Source organism: Dactylosporangium roseum (assembly GCF_025264685.1).
Classification (GTDB): Bacteria; Actinomycetota; Actinomycetes; order Mycobacteriales; family Micromonosporaceae; genus Dactylosporangium; species Dactylosporangium roseum.
Map to the genome: position 1 here is coordinate 4,439,579 of NZ_CP073721.1, position 13,907 is coordinate 4,453,485.

The 13,907-nt window shown below is 72.8% G+C and carries 15 protein-coding genes; 3 read left to right on the top strand and 12 right to left on the bottom strand.

All coding sequences use genetic code 11. The features are described 5' to 3' along the window. Nucleotides 1–5 precede the first annotated feature (5 nt). Complete coding sequence (locus Drose_RS20800; protein WP_260722957.1) at nt 6–137, top strand: hypothetical protein; 132 nt, start codon at nt 6–8, stop codon at nt 135–137. Here Drose_RS20800 and Drose_RS20805 read toward each other — a convergent pair. From Drose_RS20805 to Drose_RS20825, 5 genes are read right to left on the bottom strand one after another with little or no spacing between them, the layout of a single operon-like run. Further along, nucleotides 118–837 carry an ABC transporter ATP-binding protein gene (locus Drose_RS20805; RefSeq protein WP_260722958.1) on the bottom strand — a complete coding sequence of 240 codons (720 nt, stop codon included), beginning with the start codon at nt 835–837 and terminating at the stop codon, nt 118–120. The two genes, Drose_RS20800 and Drose_RS20805, sit on opposite strands and share 20 nt — an antisense overlap. Further along, a complete protein-coding gene (locus tag Drose_RS20810) occupies nt 824–1,618 on the bottom strand; it encodes an ABC transporter ATP-binding protein (protein ID WP_260722959.1) in 795 nt (264 codons plus the stop codon). The genes Drose_RS20805 and Drose_RS20810 overlap by 14 nt, the downstream gene beginning before the upstream one ends. After that, nucleotides 1,611–2,606, bottom strand: a complete 996-nt coding sequence (locus Drose_RS20815; protein WP_260722960.1) for a branched-chain amino acid ABC transporter permease — start codon at nt 2,604–2,606, stop codon at nt 1,611–1,613. The genes Drose_RS20810 and Drose_RS20815 overlap by 8 nt, the downstream gene beginning before the upstream one ends. Continuing rightward, nucleotides 2,603–3,478 carry a branched-chain amino acid ABC transporter permease gene (locus tag Drose_RS20820; protein ID WP_260722961.1) on the bottom strand — a complete coding sequence of 292 codons (876 nt, stop codon included), beginning with the start codon at nt 3,476–3,478 and terminating at the stop codon, nt 2,603–2,605. Before Drose_RS20820 ends, Drose_RS20815 begins: the two co-directional genes overlap by 4 nt. A 32-nt stretch (nt 3,479–3,510) precedes the next feature. Further along, nucleotides 3,511–4,728 (bottom strand): ABC transporter substrate-binding protein, encoded by a 1,218-nt coding sequence (locus Drose_RS20825; RefSeq protein ID WP_260722962.1) that lies wholly within the window; start codon nt 4,726–4,728, stop codon nt 3,511–3,513. Nucleotides 4,729–5,289: 561 nt separating this feature from the next. Here Drose_RS20825 and Drose_RS20830 point away from each other — a divergent pair. Together Drose_RS20830 and Drose_RS20835 are read left to right on the top strand one after the other, a co-directional pair. Beyond that, nucleotides 5,290–7,995, top strand: a complete 2,706-nt coding sequence (locus tag Drose_RS20830) for an AAA domain-containing protein (RefSeq protein ID WP_260722963.1) — start codon at nt 5,290–5,292, stop codon at nt 7,993–7,995. A 53-nt stretch (nt 7,996–8,048) separates the two neighbouring features. Then, complete coding sequence (locus Drose_RS20835; protein ID WP_260722964.1) at nt 8,049–8,339, top strand: peptidoglycan-binding protein; 291 nt, start codon at nt 8,049–8,051, stop codon at nt 8,337–8,339. 12 nt (nt 8,340–8,351) lie between these two features. Here Drose_RS20835 and Drose_RS20840 read toward each other — a convergent pair whose 3' ends face one another. The 7 genes from Drose_RS20840 to Drose_RS20870 all read right to left on the bottom strand — a co-directional run bounded on the left by Drose_RS20840 (nt 8,352) and on the right by Drose_RS20870 (nt 13,884). Then, nucleotides 8,352–9,362, bottom strand: a complete 1,011-nt coding sequence (locus Drose_RS20840; protein WP_260722965.1) for a hypothetical protein — start codon at nt 9,360–9,362, stop codon at nt 8,352–8,354. Then, nucleotides 9,359–9,886 (bottom strand): RNA polymerase sigma factor, encoded by a 528-nt coding sequence (locus tag Drose_RS20845; RefSeq protein ID WP_260722966.1) that lies wholly within the window; start codon nt 9,884–9,886, stop codon nt 9,359–9,361. Before Drose_RS20845 ends, Drose_RS20840 begins: the two co-directional genes overlap by 4 nt. Before the next feature lie 40 nt (nt 9,887–9,926). Continuing rightward, nucleotides 9,927–10,334, bottom strand: a complete 408-nt coding sequence (locus Drose_RS20850; RefSeq protein ID WP_260722967.1) for a DsrE family protein — start codon at nt 10,332–10,334, stop codon at nt 9,927–9,929. A 180-nt stretch (nt 10,335–10,514) separates the two neighbouring features. Continuing rightward, complete coding sequence (locus tag Drose_RS20855; protein ID WP_260722968.1) at nt 10,515–11,528, bottom strand: sensor histidine kinase; 1,014 nt, start codon at nt 11,526–11,528, stop codon at nt 10,515–10,517. A 266-nt stretch (nt 11,529–11,794) separates the two neighbouring features. Continuing rightward, nucleotides 11,795–11,998: a hypothetical protein gene (locus Drose_RS20860; RefSeq protein WP_260722969.1), complete on the bottom strand. Its 204-nt coding sequence runs from the start codon at nt 11,996–11,998 to the stop codon at nt 11,795–11,797. A 12-nt stretch (nt 11,999–12,010) separates the two neighbouring features. Continuing rightward, nucleotides 12,011–12,622 carry a LuxR C-terminal-related transcriptional regulator gene (locus tag Drose_RS20865; RefSeq protein ID WP_260729771.1) on the bottom strand — a complete coding sequence of 204 codons (612 nt, stop codon included), beginning with the start codon at nt 12,620–12,622 and terminating at the stop codon, nt 12,011–12,013. A 23-nt stretch (nt 12,623–12,645) separates the two neighbouring features. Continuing rightward, complete coding sequence (locus Drose_RS20870; protein WP_260722970.1) at nt 12,646–13,884, bottom strand: sensor histidine kinase; 1,239 nt, start codon at nt 13,882–13,884, stop codon at nt 12,646–12,648. Nucleotides 13,885–13,907 lie beyond the last annotated feature (23 nt).

Sequence of the window (13,907 nt, forward strand, 5' to 3'; positions counted from 1 at the left end):
CCACGGTGCGGCGCGACTTCCTCGCCGCTGTGATCAACTTCTACCTGTGGCACCCCGAGGATCGGGCCGCGATCGGCACCGCGGCCGGCTACGACCGGCTCCTCGGGGCGCTCGCGGTCAGTGGGCTGCGGTCTTGAGCACGCCCATCCTCGACTGGTACACCGCGTCGAGGGCCTTGCCGCCGTCCTCGCACGTCGCGACCACCTCGCCGCGGACCAGGACGTAGCCGCGGGCCACCGCGCCGCGAACGGCGCCCAGCGCCGGCTCGGCCATGAGCACCGCGACGCCCTCCGACGCAAGCTGGGTCACCGTGCGCAGCAGCTCCTGCACGACGAGCGGGGCCAGGCCGGTCATCATCTCGTCGAGGAGCAGCACCCGCGGGGAGCCCATGAGCGCGCGGGACACCACGAGCATCTGCTGCTCGCCGCCGGACAGGACACCGACCAGGCTCTTGAGCCGGGTCCTCAGGATCGGGAACCGGTCGATCGCGGTGTCGACCGCGGACCGCGGCAGGCGCAGCAGTTCCGCCATGACCTGAAGGTTGTCGGCGACGTTGAGCTTCGGGAAGAGCTGCCTTCCCTGCGGTACGACCGCGATACCGGCCCGCGCACGCGCGGCGGGCTTGAGGCGGCTCACGTCCTCGCCGTCGAGGAAGACGCGACCGGTCGACGGCACCGAGCCGTACGCCGCGAGCAGCGCGCTGCTCTTCCCGGCGCCGTTCGGGCCGACCAGGGCGGTGACGGTGCCGCCGGGTGCGGTCAGGTCCAGGCCGGTGACCGCGCTGGCGTGCCCGTAGCGGACCGCCAGCCCTTCGAGGCGCAGCTCATGAGACGACATGCGGGGACTCCTCGACTTCCGCGACGCCGAAATAGACCTCTTGCATCTGCGGGCTGTCCAGGCACTCGCGCGGACCGCCGTCGAACACGGCCCGGCCGCGGTCGAGCAGCATGATCCGGTCGACCAGCCCCGCCACCAGGTCGACGTTGTGGTCGACCAGGATGACGCCGTGACCGCGCCGCTGTACGGTCCGGACCACCTCCGAGATGCCCGCGACGCCGGACGCGTCGGAGCCGGCGAACGGCTCGTCGAGCAGCAGCACGAGCGGGTCCTGGCCGAGGGCCCGGCCGACCTCGACGAGCCGCTGCTCGCCCAGCGACAGGTCGCCGGCGGGGCGGTCCAGCCGGTCGATGCCGAGCTCCCGCGCGATCGCCTCGACGGCGGCCGTGTCGGACGCGAGCCGGGGGCGGAAGGCGCCGCCGAACGAGCCGGCGATCATCTGCCAGACGGTGCCGTGGCGGCGGGCCACCCGCCCGAGGAGCAGGTTGTCCGCCACGCTGAGCTCCAGGGCGAGCTGCGGGTACTGGAAGGTACGCGCGAGCCCGGCCTTCGCCCGGCGGGACGCGGGGCCGGCGAGCCGCTGGCCCCGCAGCGCGAGGGTGCCCTCCGTCGCCGGCTGCGCGCCGGAGATGAGGTCGACCAGGGTCGTCTTGCCCGCGCCGTTCGGCCCGACGAGGCCGAGGATCTCCCCCGCGTCCAGCGAGAACGACACGTCCTGCAGGGCGGTCACCCCGCCGTAGCGCTTGGTGAGGCCGGATCCGACCAACAGCGTCTCAGCCACGCCGTCCCCCTACGAGTCGCACGAGTCTGCTCGCGTAGCCGATCACGCCCTGCGGCGCGACCAGCAGGATCACCAGCACGCCGAGCGCGAGGATCAGCGTGCCGCTGGTCTGCACCGCCGGGAAGTTCAGCGTCAACTGCACCGCGATGACGGCGCCGAGCACCGCGCCCCACGGCGTGGCCGACCCGCCGATGAGCGGCATGAAGATGGCCAGGAACACCAGGTTGAGCGTGAACGTGTCGGGGGTGACGCTGCCCGCCGAGTAGGTGAACAGCCCGCCGCCGACGGCCGCGATGGCGGCGCCGATGGCCAGCGACACGAGGTTCATGACCGGCACGCGCACGCCCGCGGCCTCGACGGCGCGGGGCGCGTCGCGCATGGTCCGCACGATGATGCCCCACGGCGACATGCGCAGCCGGTCGAGCAGGAACGCGATGACGCACACGACGACGACGGAGCCGACGACCACCTGGTAATGCGACGGCTCCCAGCCGAAGATGTTGAGCCTGCGCAGCGAGCCCAGGCCGCCGGACCCGCCGGAGATCCCCTCCGCGTCGACGAGCAGCGCGGTGAACGCCATGCCGAACAGCAACGTGACGGCGGCGAGGAAGAACCCGGAGAGCCGCCGCGTGGCGAGGCCCAGCAGGACGGCGACCACGGCGGCGACGACCGGGCCGGCGATCCAGGCGAAGGCGAGCGGCAGGCCGCTCTTCGCCGAGATCAGACCGACCGCGTAGCCGCCGATGCCGGCGTAGGCGCCGTACGCCATGGAGAGCGAGCCCGCCATCAGGTACGGGACGTACATGCCCAGCGCCACCAGGGCGTAGGTCGCCGTCGTCGTGATGAGCGTCTGCTTGTAGCCGTCGGTGCCGACCCACAGCAGGAGCAGCACGCCACCGACGATCCCGCAGAGCAGCCCGAACGAACCGGGAACGCGTCCCAGCCCCCGGCCGGTCGACGCCTGCGGCGCTTGACCTGCTTCCGTCATGCTCTGACCCTCCTCACGAAGAGCCCGCTGGGCTTCAGGGCGAAGAACAACAGGGCGACGAACAGCAGCCCGTAGACGTGGGACTGGCCGCCGAAGTAGTACGGGACGAACACCTCGACGGCGCCGAGGACGAGACCGCCGACGAGCGGGGCCCAGATCGAGCCGGTGCCGCCCACGACCATCGCGAGGAAGCCGGACAACGCCCAGCTCAGCCCGGACAGCGAGCTCACACCCGCCTTCGAGGCGAACAGCAGGCCGGTGATGCCGGCGAGCAGCCCGGAGAGCAGGAACGCGATGAGCCGCACCCGGTTGACCGGCAGGCCGAGCAGGCCGGCGGCGTGGGTGCTGTCGCCGACGGCCCGCAGCAGCCGGCCGGTGCGCGTGTAACGGATCCAGACGGCCAGCGCGGCGAACGCGACGACGGCGAAGCCGAGCAGCAGCACCGTGCTGGGCTGCACGACCGTGTCGCCGACCGGCACCGGGTCGAACGTCAGCAGGGCCTGCCCCGGCAGGGTCGTGTAGCCGAAGAGGTACCCGGCGAGTTGCTGGATGGTGAAAAGGACCGCCGCCACGGCGACCAGTGCCGGCAACTCACCGCCGCCGGAACGGCGTTGCACGGGTCGTACCACCGCCAGCTCCGTGACCGCGGCGAGCGCTCCCGCCGCCACGATCGCCACCAGGGCGGCGGCCCACACGTTCAGCTCCTCGTAGATGACGAGGTAGGACGTGCAGAGGCCGCCGACCATGGCGTACGGACCGATCGCGAAGTTGAAGAAGCCGGCGCCCACGAGGACCAGGTAGTAGGCCAGCGCGAGCAGGCCGAAGAAACACCCCATCTCGAGTGCGGACAACCACAGCTGAAGCTGGCCCATCGGTGTGACTCCCAGGTCAGTAGGTCAGGTGGTCATTTCTTGCACGGAGGCTGGTAGGTCGCCCACGGACCCTTCGGCTTGTTGTCCGAGCCGAATTCGACGAGGGACAACCCGCACGGCCCGTCGGCGCCGAGGTGCTTCTCCGCGCTGAAGCTCAGCGTGAAGTTGGCCTGGCCGAACGCGGCCGGGTAGCCCTGGACGCTCTGGATCGCCGCGTTGAGCTTCTTCGGGTCGTCGGGACCGCCGGCCTTCTCGATCGCCTGCTTGAGCAGGTGGACCGCGTCCCAGGCCTGCGCGTCGTAGGCGGTGATGTCGTAGTCCTTGCCGTACTTCGCCTGGAGCACCTTGATGAGCTCCTTGGTGCGGGGGTTGTCGGTGTTGATGGAGCCCATGAAGATGAGACCGTTGAGCGAGCCCGGGGCGGCCAGCTTCCACGAGGAGGGCTGGTTGCCGATCGAGGCGAGCGAGAAGCGCTTGACGCCGGCCATCTGCGAGCCGAGGGTGTTCTGCGCGAGGACCTCGAACTGGCCGCCGACGCTCGTCACGAGCACGGCGTCCGGCTTGGCGTTCTTCAGCCGGGCCACCTGTGCGGACAGGTCGCTGGCGTTGGCGGCGCCCTTCTCGGTCGCGACGATCTGCACGCAGCTCATCGCGGCGAACAGCGCCTTGTCGAGCGCGGCGATCGTCGTGGTGTCGTCGGTGAGGACGCCGAGCTTGGTGATGTTCGCGGCCTTGAAGGCGCCGCAGTAGACCTCGGCCCAGTCGTTGGTGGTGTTGGCGAGCATGTAGATGAGCTCGTGGTCGGGCGGGGTCACCAGGGTCGCGGTCACGCCGGTGGGCGCGATGGCGGGCAGGCCGAGCTGGGTCAGGGTCGACTTGGCCTGGAGGATGGCCGCGCTGCCGCTCTGCAGGAGCAGGGCCTTGGCACCGTGGCCGGCGAGCTTCTGGAGCACGGCGGGGACCTTGGTGGGGTCGGACTCGTCGTTCTCGACGACGAGTTGGAGGGGCCGGCCCATGACGCCGCCCTTGTCGTTGATATCCTGCACGGCGAGACGGATGGTCTTGCCGGCGATGGTGCTGTACGAGGCGCCGGGGCCCGTGCTGTCCTCGTCCAGGCCGATGATGATGGGTGCGCCGGTCGCGGTGCCGTTGTCCGGCTTGTCGTCGCCGGCCCTGTTGCCGCAGCCGGCGACGGCGAGCGCCACCAACGCGAGGCCGCCGACGATCCGACTCGTCGAAAAAACGCCCATTTGTACCCCTGTCACGGAATTGTACGAATCGTCAGCCTCAGGTGCCGTGATCGCGAGCGCGCCGCCAGGTTGCTTTTGTGCAAAACCTAACAAGCGCTTGATTTTTACATCTTGGCGACGGCCGCTCAGCGTGTCAAGGACACGGGGAGCACCTGGACGTAACAGAATCGTCAAACTCGCGCCCTGCTCACGGCGTATCGGAGCAGCCACTCACCGCAACAGTCCCGCGCCCGGAACCGCGCGCTCCAGGGCCACCCACCAGCCCCGACCCCAGGCGAACACCCCGACCATCCAGAGCGCCACCCAGCCACCGGTCCGTCCGGACCACCACCAGCCACCCAGCCGACGACCACCCTGGCTCCCGGCATGTGGAAGGCTGGCGACCTTCGCGCCTGGAGCGGCCGGTCGAGTGGGGCCGGTGGCGACCGCGCGAGCAAACTCGAAGAACGGCCCGCTCCCGAAGCCGCCTCAGGAACAGCTCGACCAGGCGCCCGGCAGCTCAGCCCGCCGCAGACGCACCGGACGCCGGTGCGGGACCGGAGATGGAAGAATCGGGCCCCTATGGAACCGAGCAGGGTCCTCGCCGCGCTCGCCGACCTCGCACCGGCCGGTCGGGAGCGCACCCTCGACGTGGCCAAAGGGGATCAGCCGCTGGTCTGGCTCGACGATCCTGACCGGGCGCCGAAGCAGCGTGCCGTCGACCGGCTCGCCGCCCTCGACCTGCTGCACCGGGACGAGCGGATCCTGCGCCGCGGATGGGCGTGGTTGCTCGGCGTCGCCGAGGTCGACGGCACCGTGCGCAAGCTGCGCCTGCCGCTCGTCGCCGAACCCATCCGCCTCGAACGCGTCGGCCGAGCCTACCGCATCGTCCCGGCCGGCGACCTCGAACTCACACCCCTCGTCACCGACCGTGACCTCGCCGCCGTGCTGGAGGCCGCGCCCGGGTTGGGGACGGCGGCGTGGCTCGACACCACCGGTACCGTCGCCTGGGTCGCCACCGCCGCCGAGGCCGCCGGCCTCAAGCCGGACCGGATCGCCAAGGGTGCCACGCCGATCGCCGGGCTCCCCACGAGCGAGCTGCTCGGCCAGGCGATCGCCGGGCTGTTCGTCGCCCGGGACGTGTCGTCGGCCGGCCTCCGCGACACCCTCCGCGCGTGGGCGGCTCGGACCGGTCTGGAGCAGACGGCGCTGGCCGCCGTGTACGGCACCGGGCAACACCACGAGCGGAGCGCCGAGACCGACGACCCCGTCTCGCCCCTGCCCCTGAATCCCGCCCAGCGCGAGGTCGTCCGGCGGACCCGGCACGAGCAGGTCGTGGTCGTCTCCGGACCGCCCGGCAACGGTAAGAGCCACGCCGTCGTGGCGGCGGCTCTCGACACCGTGTACCGCGGCGGGTCGGTGCTCGTCGCCACGCAGTCCGCGCACGCGGCCGAGGTGCTCGGCGAGCTGCTCGGCCGGTATCCGGGGCCCGAACCGGTCCTGTTCGGCAACGCCGAGCGACGCGACCGGTTCGCGGTCACGCTGACGGCGGGCCTGCCGGGCGGTACGACCACCCGGCAGCTCCACGCCGACGAGGCCGCGGTCGCCGCCGCGCGGACGGCCGTCGCCGCCGTCACGGCCGGCCTCGGCGCCGCCCTCGACCTGGAGCGCACGGCGGCGTCGCTGCGCACCTGGGAGCCGCTGCTGGCCGGCCTGCGCGCCGAGGCGCCGCGGGTGTTCGCGGCCGGGTTCGACGTGGAGCTGGCCCGGCGGCTGCTGCGACGCGGCCTGCTGCGACGCTGGCGGCTGCGGCGCATGACCGGCGCCGACGAGGCGCGGCTGCCGGCGCTGCTCGACGCCGTCGAGGCGGACCGGGCGGCCGCGACGCTGGCCGTCAACGGCGGTACCGACCTCGGCCCGGCGTGGGCCGCGCTCGCCCGCGCCGACGCCGATCTCGCGACCGCGATCGGCACGGCGATGCGCCACGCCGCCGTCAGCGCGCGGCGGTGGGACGGCGGCGCGCGGCGCAGTACCGCCGCACTCGCCGCGGCCCTGCGCGCCGGACGGAACCGGCGGCGGGAGGCCCTGGCCGCGCTCGACGGGCCGGCGCTCGTCGGCGCGCTGCCGCTGTGGATCGGGACGGTCACCGACGTCGAGGACCTGCTGCCGCCCACGCCGGGCCTGTTCGACCTGGTCATCCTCGACGAGGCGGCGCACATCGACCAGATCCGGGCGGCACCGGTGCTGGCCCGGGCGCGCCGCGCGCTGGTCGTCGGCGACCCGAACCAGCTACGGTTCGTCAGTTTCGTCGCCGACGTCGACGTCGCCGCCACGCTCGCCCGGCACGACCTCACCGACCGGGTCGACGTGCGCCGGTCGAGCGCGTTCGACGTGGCGGTCGGTGCCGCGCCGGTCACCTGGCTCGGCGCGCACTACCGCTGCGCGCCGCACCTCATCGACTTCTCCGCGCGGCGCTTCTACGCGGGCCGGCTCGCCCTGATGACCCGCCATCCGCACACCGAGCGCATCGACGCCATCGACGTCGTCCACGTGCCCGGCGCGGCCGTCGCCGACGGCGTGAACCGCGCCGAGGTCGACGCCGTCCTGCGGACCGTGCGCGAGCTGTCCGCCGCGGGCGTGACCGGCGTCGGCGTGGTGACCCCGTTCCGCGCCCAGGCCGACGCGATCGAGTCGGCCCTGCTCCAGGAGTTGCCGGTCGAGGAGATCGAGCGGCTCGGCCTGCGCTCCGGCACCGTCCACGCCTTCCAGGGCAGCGAGGCCGCCACGGTGGTCGTGTCGCTGGGCCTCGTCGACGGCGACTCGCCCGCCCGGCAGCGGTTCGTCGCCGACCCCAACCTGTTCAACGTCATGGTGACGCGCGCCCGCGACCGGCTCGTCGTCGTCACGTCCCTGACCGGCGGTGCCGGCCTGGTCGCGGACTACCTGGCCCACGCCGAGGGCCCGCGGGCCTCCCCCGCCGACCCGGATCCGGCGGCGGTACCGTTTGTGCGTCGCCTTGCGGCCGAGCTCACGACGGCCGGTCACGACGTGCGCGTCGGCTATCCGGTCGGCGACTGGCGCGTCGACCTCGTCGCCGACGGGGTCGGGCTGATCTGCGGCCCGCACCCCGACGGCAACGCCGCACACATCGAGCGGCAACGCGCGCTGCTGCGGGCCGGCTGGACGCTGCGTGACGCGTTCGCGAGCCGCTGGGCCGGCGATCCGGTCCGCGCCGCGCTGGACCTGTCCGGCGACCTGGCCGGGGCACTACCGGGAATCTCAGGGTAGGCCCGCAGGTTTTCCCCGAGGTCGCCGGGCGGTTCGCGGCGCAGACTCGACACATGTCAGTACGTCGCACACTCCACGCCGTCGGCGCCGCGCTCGCCGGCACGGTGACGGCCAGCGGCACCGCGGCCCCGCCGGCCGATCCCCGCGAGGTCCGCGCCCTGCTGGTCGAGATCGGCATCCTGGGTCCCGGAGCGTTCGAGGCCGAGGTCCCGCAGGCGCTGCGCCGCTTCCAGGTCCGCGCCGGGCTGCTCGTCGACGGGGTCGCCGGTCCGCGGACGGTCCAGGCCCTGGCCCGGTCCGCCCGCGAGGCCCGCCACCTGCGCGCGCTCGGCGTCGCCGCGTAGGAGGCCGGCGCGTCAGCCGAGCGTGTCCCGGTAGCCCCGGTCCAGGAATCGCGTCTCCGGCTCGAACGGCGCCCCCGCCGACGGCGCGGACTCGCTGGCCAGCAGTTCGCCGGTCCGCGCGTCGAACACCAGGGAATGTGTGCCCTGGTCACCGGGCGTCGGCTGCGGGCCCTTGCCCCTCGGCGCCGTCACCCGGATGCTGGTCCGGCCGTCGGCGCCGGTCTCCTCCCGGCCGCAGGTGATGCCGTCGGTCGCGGCGAGGAACCGCAGCACCGCGGCCCGGTGCGCGGCGTCGACGATCCGGTCGTGGTTGAGGTCGGCGACGCCGGCGAGCGCCTGCGACGGCCCGTTCTCCCGCGGCTGGTAGAGCGTCTCGGCCAGCACCGCCGGGTCCGGGGCCGGCATCGGCCTGACCGAGAGCTCTCCCGGTGCCCGGTCCTCGGTCGTCACGCCGCGCGGTCGCAGTATCTCCGGGTGCTCGCGGAAGTACTGCTCGGACACCTTGTCGGCGAACACCGCCGGGCCGCGGTCGACGGTCAGCCGGCCGGAGCCGTCCGCGGCTCTCCACCACTCGACCACCTGTGACCAGGTGGCGGTGGCCAGCACGTCGGGCTTGCCGACGATCTGCGTCGTGATCCCGCTGCTGCCTTCCGTCTTCACGTATTCGTAGCGTCCCGAGCGACCGTCGTAGGGCGCGGGCCGCAGCCGGTCCGCCAGCACCGCCAGGCAGGCGGCCGGCCCGCCGGGTCCGGTCACGCGGGGAGCGATCGACGGCGGCGCGGCCGGCTGCCCGCCGGTGCCGCCGAGCAGTACCGCCGTGCCACCGCCGAGGACGACGAGCGCCGCGAGTCCCGCGGCGACGACCAGCGGCGCGCGGTGGCGAACCGGGGGCACGACCACCCCGTCGTACGACGTGATGTCGCGCGCGGCGCGCGCCAGCACCGCGTCGGCGTCGCCCGTGCCGACGGGCGTCCCGGCGGCCGGATCGGCCTTGGCCAGCAGGTCCAGCAGGTCCGTGCTCATCGTTGTCCCCCTCCCACGGGTACCGTTGCCGGCTCCGGCCGGTCGCGCAGCATCGCGGCGAGCCGCCGCCGGGCCCGGTGCAGCCGCACCTTCGCGGCCGTGGCCCCGCATCCCAGGACGACGGCGGCCTCGCCGACCGTGAGCTGCTCCCAGGCGACGAGCCGCAGGATCTCCTGGTCGTCCTCGGACAGCCGGCCGAGCGCGGCGCGCACGTCGATCAGCCCGGCGACCTGCTCGTGCGGGTCCCCGGTGGCCAGGTCGGGCAGCGGTACCCGCCGAGGCCCGGCGCGTTGCGCCCGCCAATGGTTGGCGAGCAGGCGGCGGGCCACGCCGTACAGCCACGGCAGGGTTTTCGGCGGCACCTCCCACCGGCGGCGCCAGACGACGAGGAACACCTCTTGGGCCAGTTCCTCGGCGGCGCCGGCCGCGGCGAGGCGCCGCAGCCCGTACCGCACGACGTCCGGGTAGTGCCGCGCGTACACCGCGCGGAACCACTCGGCGCCGCGATCCTCGACGACGTTCATGTCCCTGCTTGTGTGCGCCGGCGTGGGATGGTTACACCGCTCAGTAGCTGAACGTGGTGGCGCCCTCCTCCCCGATCCACTGCCACATCGGGATCGTCCCGCCCAGGCTCGCGTTGCCGACGAGCCGGTCCTTGTCGAGCTTGCGGGTGTCGAAGCAGATCGGGCAGACGAGGTACGTGCCGCCGGCCGCAGCGTAGCGCGCGACGAGGTCCGCCAGCGGCGGGCAGCCGTCGCAGGCCACGGCGTCCGCGACCCCGTCGAGCGCCAGCCGTGCGGCCTCCTTCGTCAGGAACATGAGTGTCGGGCGTCCGAGCTCCGCCGCCCCGACAGCGACGAGAAACGCCACGGTGACCTTCTCCGCATCCTCCAGCCCGGTGGTGAGGCTGACGACAGCTTTCCCGGCCATGATCGACCGTTCCCCCTTCGGTTCCCGCACCGTGCGGTTCACGGCGCGCGGCCGGGACGGTAACCCGCCGCCGATGCCGCGAACCTGGGCAGAACTGCCTATCTTCGGCCCGCCCCACCTCCCCGCGATCTTGCACCTGTGGTGCCCGCCTTTCCCTGAAATATGGGTATAAGGTGGGGGCCACAACTGCAAGATCGCGGGAGTGGGGGGTGGGGGTGGGGGCTAGCGTGTGCTGTGTGGCAGGGTCGCTGCCAGCACCGTGCCGGTCGGGCCCGGCTCCGTGGTGAGGCGGCCGCCGTGCCGCCCCGCGATCGCCCGGCACAGCATCAGCGCCGTCGAGTCGTGCCGCACCCCGTCGGCGGTCGCCGGCGAGGAGGTGAACAGGCGGTCGCCGCCGCGGCCGCCGATCGGCACGGACAGCCGCCAGCCGCCGCCCTCCGCCGCGATCGTCAGCGCCAGCAGGTCGCCCGGGTCCGCGGCGGCCAGCCCGACGCCCACCATCGCGTCGACCAGGCGGCGCAGCAGCGGCCGCTCGCCGTCGACGGGCGCCGGCCCCGGCACGACCACCTCCAGGTGCACGGCCGCCGCGCGCGCGGCGGGCGCCCAGGCCGGCACGACCTCTTCCGCGAGCGCCGCTAGGTCCACGGCGGCGCGGTCCGCCGCCGGGGCACTGTTCTCGATGCGGGCCAGCTCGGTCACGTTGTCGATGAGGGCCAGCAGCCGCTGCGCGTTGCGCGCCACCGCCGCGACCGGCCCGGCGAGCGGATCCGGCTCGACGACCTCTTCGCCGAGCAGCTCCGACATGGCGGCGATGGACGTCACCGGGGTGCGCAGCTCGTGCGACACGGCGGCGGTGAACTCGGCCTTCATCGCGACCAGCTCGGCCAGGGCCCGGTTCTGCCGGCGCAGGCGGGCCCGGTCGGCCAGGCGGTGGGACACGTCCCGCAGCACGAGGCACCGGCCCTCGTCGGTGGTCTCCGGCAGCAGTACGCTCCACTGCCACTCGACCACCTGACCCGGCCGCGGCGACCACCGGCCGGCCGCGGGGCCGTCGAGCGTGGCGGTGAAGGTGTCACCGAGCACGTCGCGCACCGCCCCGCCCGCGAGGTCCTCGCCGGCGGGGCGGTCGAGCAGGGAGAGCGCCGCCCGGTTCGCGGTGACGACCGTGCCGTCGGCGGTCGCGACCAGCACACCGGTCCCCAGGTGGTCCAGTGCGGCCTCGACCAGTACAGTCATCGTCAGTCCTTTTTGTCCGCTCCGTCAGTGTAAAGGAGCCACCGCCCGGCGGGTGGCGATTGACACCGGGGCCACCCATACGGTTCGAGCCGCCATGACGCACCTCGGCGGATCGTCCAAGCCGCTCAGCGCCATGAACGACGCCGCAGCGCTCAGCCACGTTGTCCGGTCCGCCTGATGGCTTCGGGTGATCAAGGCGGCGACCTGCGATCCGAAATGTAGGTCCGGTTCCCGGCCTGGAAACGAGTACCGGCGAGACCGTCCTGTCACCCGGCGGATTGTGCCCGGCCACCCGCCGCCGCCCGGCGGCGACCCGGCCCCTCGACCGGGATCAGGCCGTGATCACGCTCGACGACCCACACCGCGGCCGTGGCCCGCGCGTAGTCCCGGCTCTCACGCCGCATCTTGCCGAAGGCGTTGACCCGCCCGGCCAGCACATGCACGTGCCGGCCGCCGTGGCGCACCGCCACCCATGGGTGCGGTCAGCTTCGCAGATAGGTCAGGACGGCGAGTACCCGGCGGTGGCCGTCGGCCTCGGGGAGGTCGAGTTTGGTGAAGATGTTGCCGATGTGTTTGGCCACCGCGGCGTCGCTGATTGCGAGCCTTCGGGCGATGGACGGGTTGTTGTGGCCTTCGGCCATCTGCCCGAGCACCTCCCGTTCCCGTGTGGTCAACCGGTCCAGTGGGTTGGTCGTGCGTCGGCGGTTCAGCAACTGCCGTACCACGTCGGGGTCGATGACGGTCTCGCCGGCCGCTACCCGCGACACCGCGTCGGAGAAGTCGGCGATTTCGCCGATGCGGTCCTTGAGCAGGTATCCGACTCCGGCCCGACCGGACGGGCCGAGCAGTTCAGCGGCGTACGCGGTGGCCGCGTACTGCGACAGCACGAGGACCGCCGCGCTCGGGTCGCCGGCGCGTAGTGTCACCGCGGCGCGCAGCCCTTCGTCGGTGAAACTGGGCGGCATGCGGACATCGGTGATGACCAGGTCGGGTCGGTGCTCTCGGGCGGCCGCCATCATCGCGTCACCGTCGCCGACCGCCGCCACCACGATGTGGCCCAGTCCTTCGAGCAGGCTGACGAGACCGGCCCGCATGAGCGTGGCGTCTTCGGCAAGCACTATTCGTAGCGACACGGCAGGTTGATCCGCACTGTGGTGGGTCCTCCTTGTGGGCTGCTGAGCTCCAGGGTGCCAGCCACGACGGCCACTCGGTCGGCCAGCCCCCGCATGCCCGTGCCCAGTGACGGTTCGGCGCCGCCCGTGCCGTCATCGACGATTGTCAGCGCCAGCCGTTGCTCAGCGAGTCTGCCACTGATCTGGATGCGGGTGGCTGCAGCGTGTCGTACCGCGTTGGTCAGGGCCTCCGAGACCACGAAGTAGGCGGTGGATTCGATCTCGGGCGGCAGCCGGCTGGGCAGGTCGAGGTCGACCTCGACCGGGATCGGACACCGTTCGGCGAGTTCGCGTACCGCCTCGGTCAGCCCGAAATCGGTGAGGATCTGGGGATGGATGCCGCGGATCTGGTCCCGGAGGGTGGTGAGTGCCAGCCGGGCCTGCTCGTGGGCCTCGCCGACGAGTTCACCGGCGTGTCCGTCTGCGTCGGCCATATGCCGCTCGGCCAGGCCCAGCTTCATCGTCAGGAGTACCAGGTGTTGCTGCGCGCCGTCGTGCAGGTCTCGCTCGATCCGACGGCGTTCGGCCTCGAACGAGTTGACCAACCGGCTGCGTGACCGGGCCAGTTCCTCGACCTGACGGTTCATCTCGGTGCCGGTGGGCGCGAGCAGCCACTTGGCGAAGGCTGCCTGGGCACCGCCGAGCACGCTGATTCCGTACAGGATGACCACCGTCGCGGGTACCCCGACCAGACCAGCGACGGCGCACGCCTGCCCGACAGTCTCGACCGTCCAGGTGCCCACCACGATGTGGGCGTTCGCGCCCAACCCGACCAACAGCGGCAACGCCAGCAGGAGGAGGCAGATGAACAGGACGAACACCGCGGCCAGGTCGAGCAGTGCAAGCACCGACAGCAGGCATGCGCAATAGCCGAGTTCGCGCCAGGTGGCCGCCTCGGTCACCCGCCGCCGCACCCACGCCCAGCCGCTCGGGGGTGCGGCGGCGTGCGGGTCGGGGACCGCCAGCGGCTCCATGAAGCCGAGCCGGTGGCGCTCCAGCGCCCCGATCGGTATGCCGACGAGCAGCAGCAGCGGCGGAAACAGCAGCAGCGGTACGATGGCCAGCCAGGCGATCGAGATGACCGCCACGCTACTGACCACGTAGGCCAGGCTGCGCCATGGCCATCGCGACAGGACGAATCGGACGGGGTTGCCCGCCATCGCCCGCCACACGTTCGTCGCCACGGTCACGACCCTACGACGCAGCA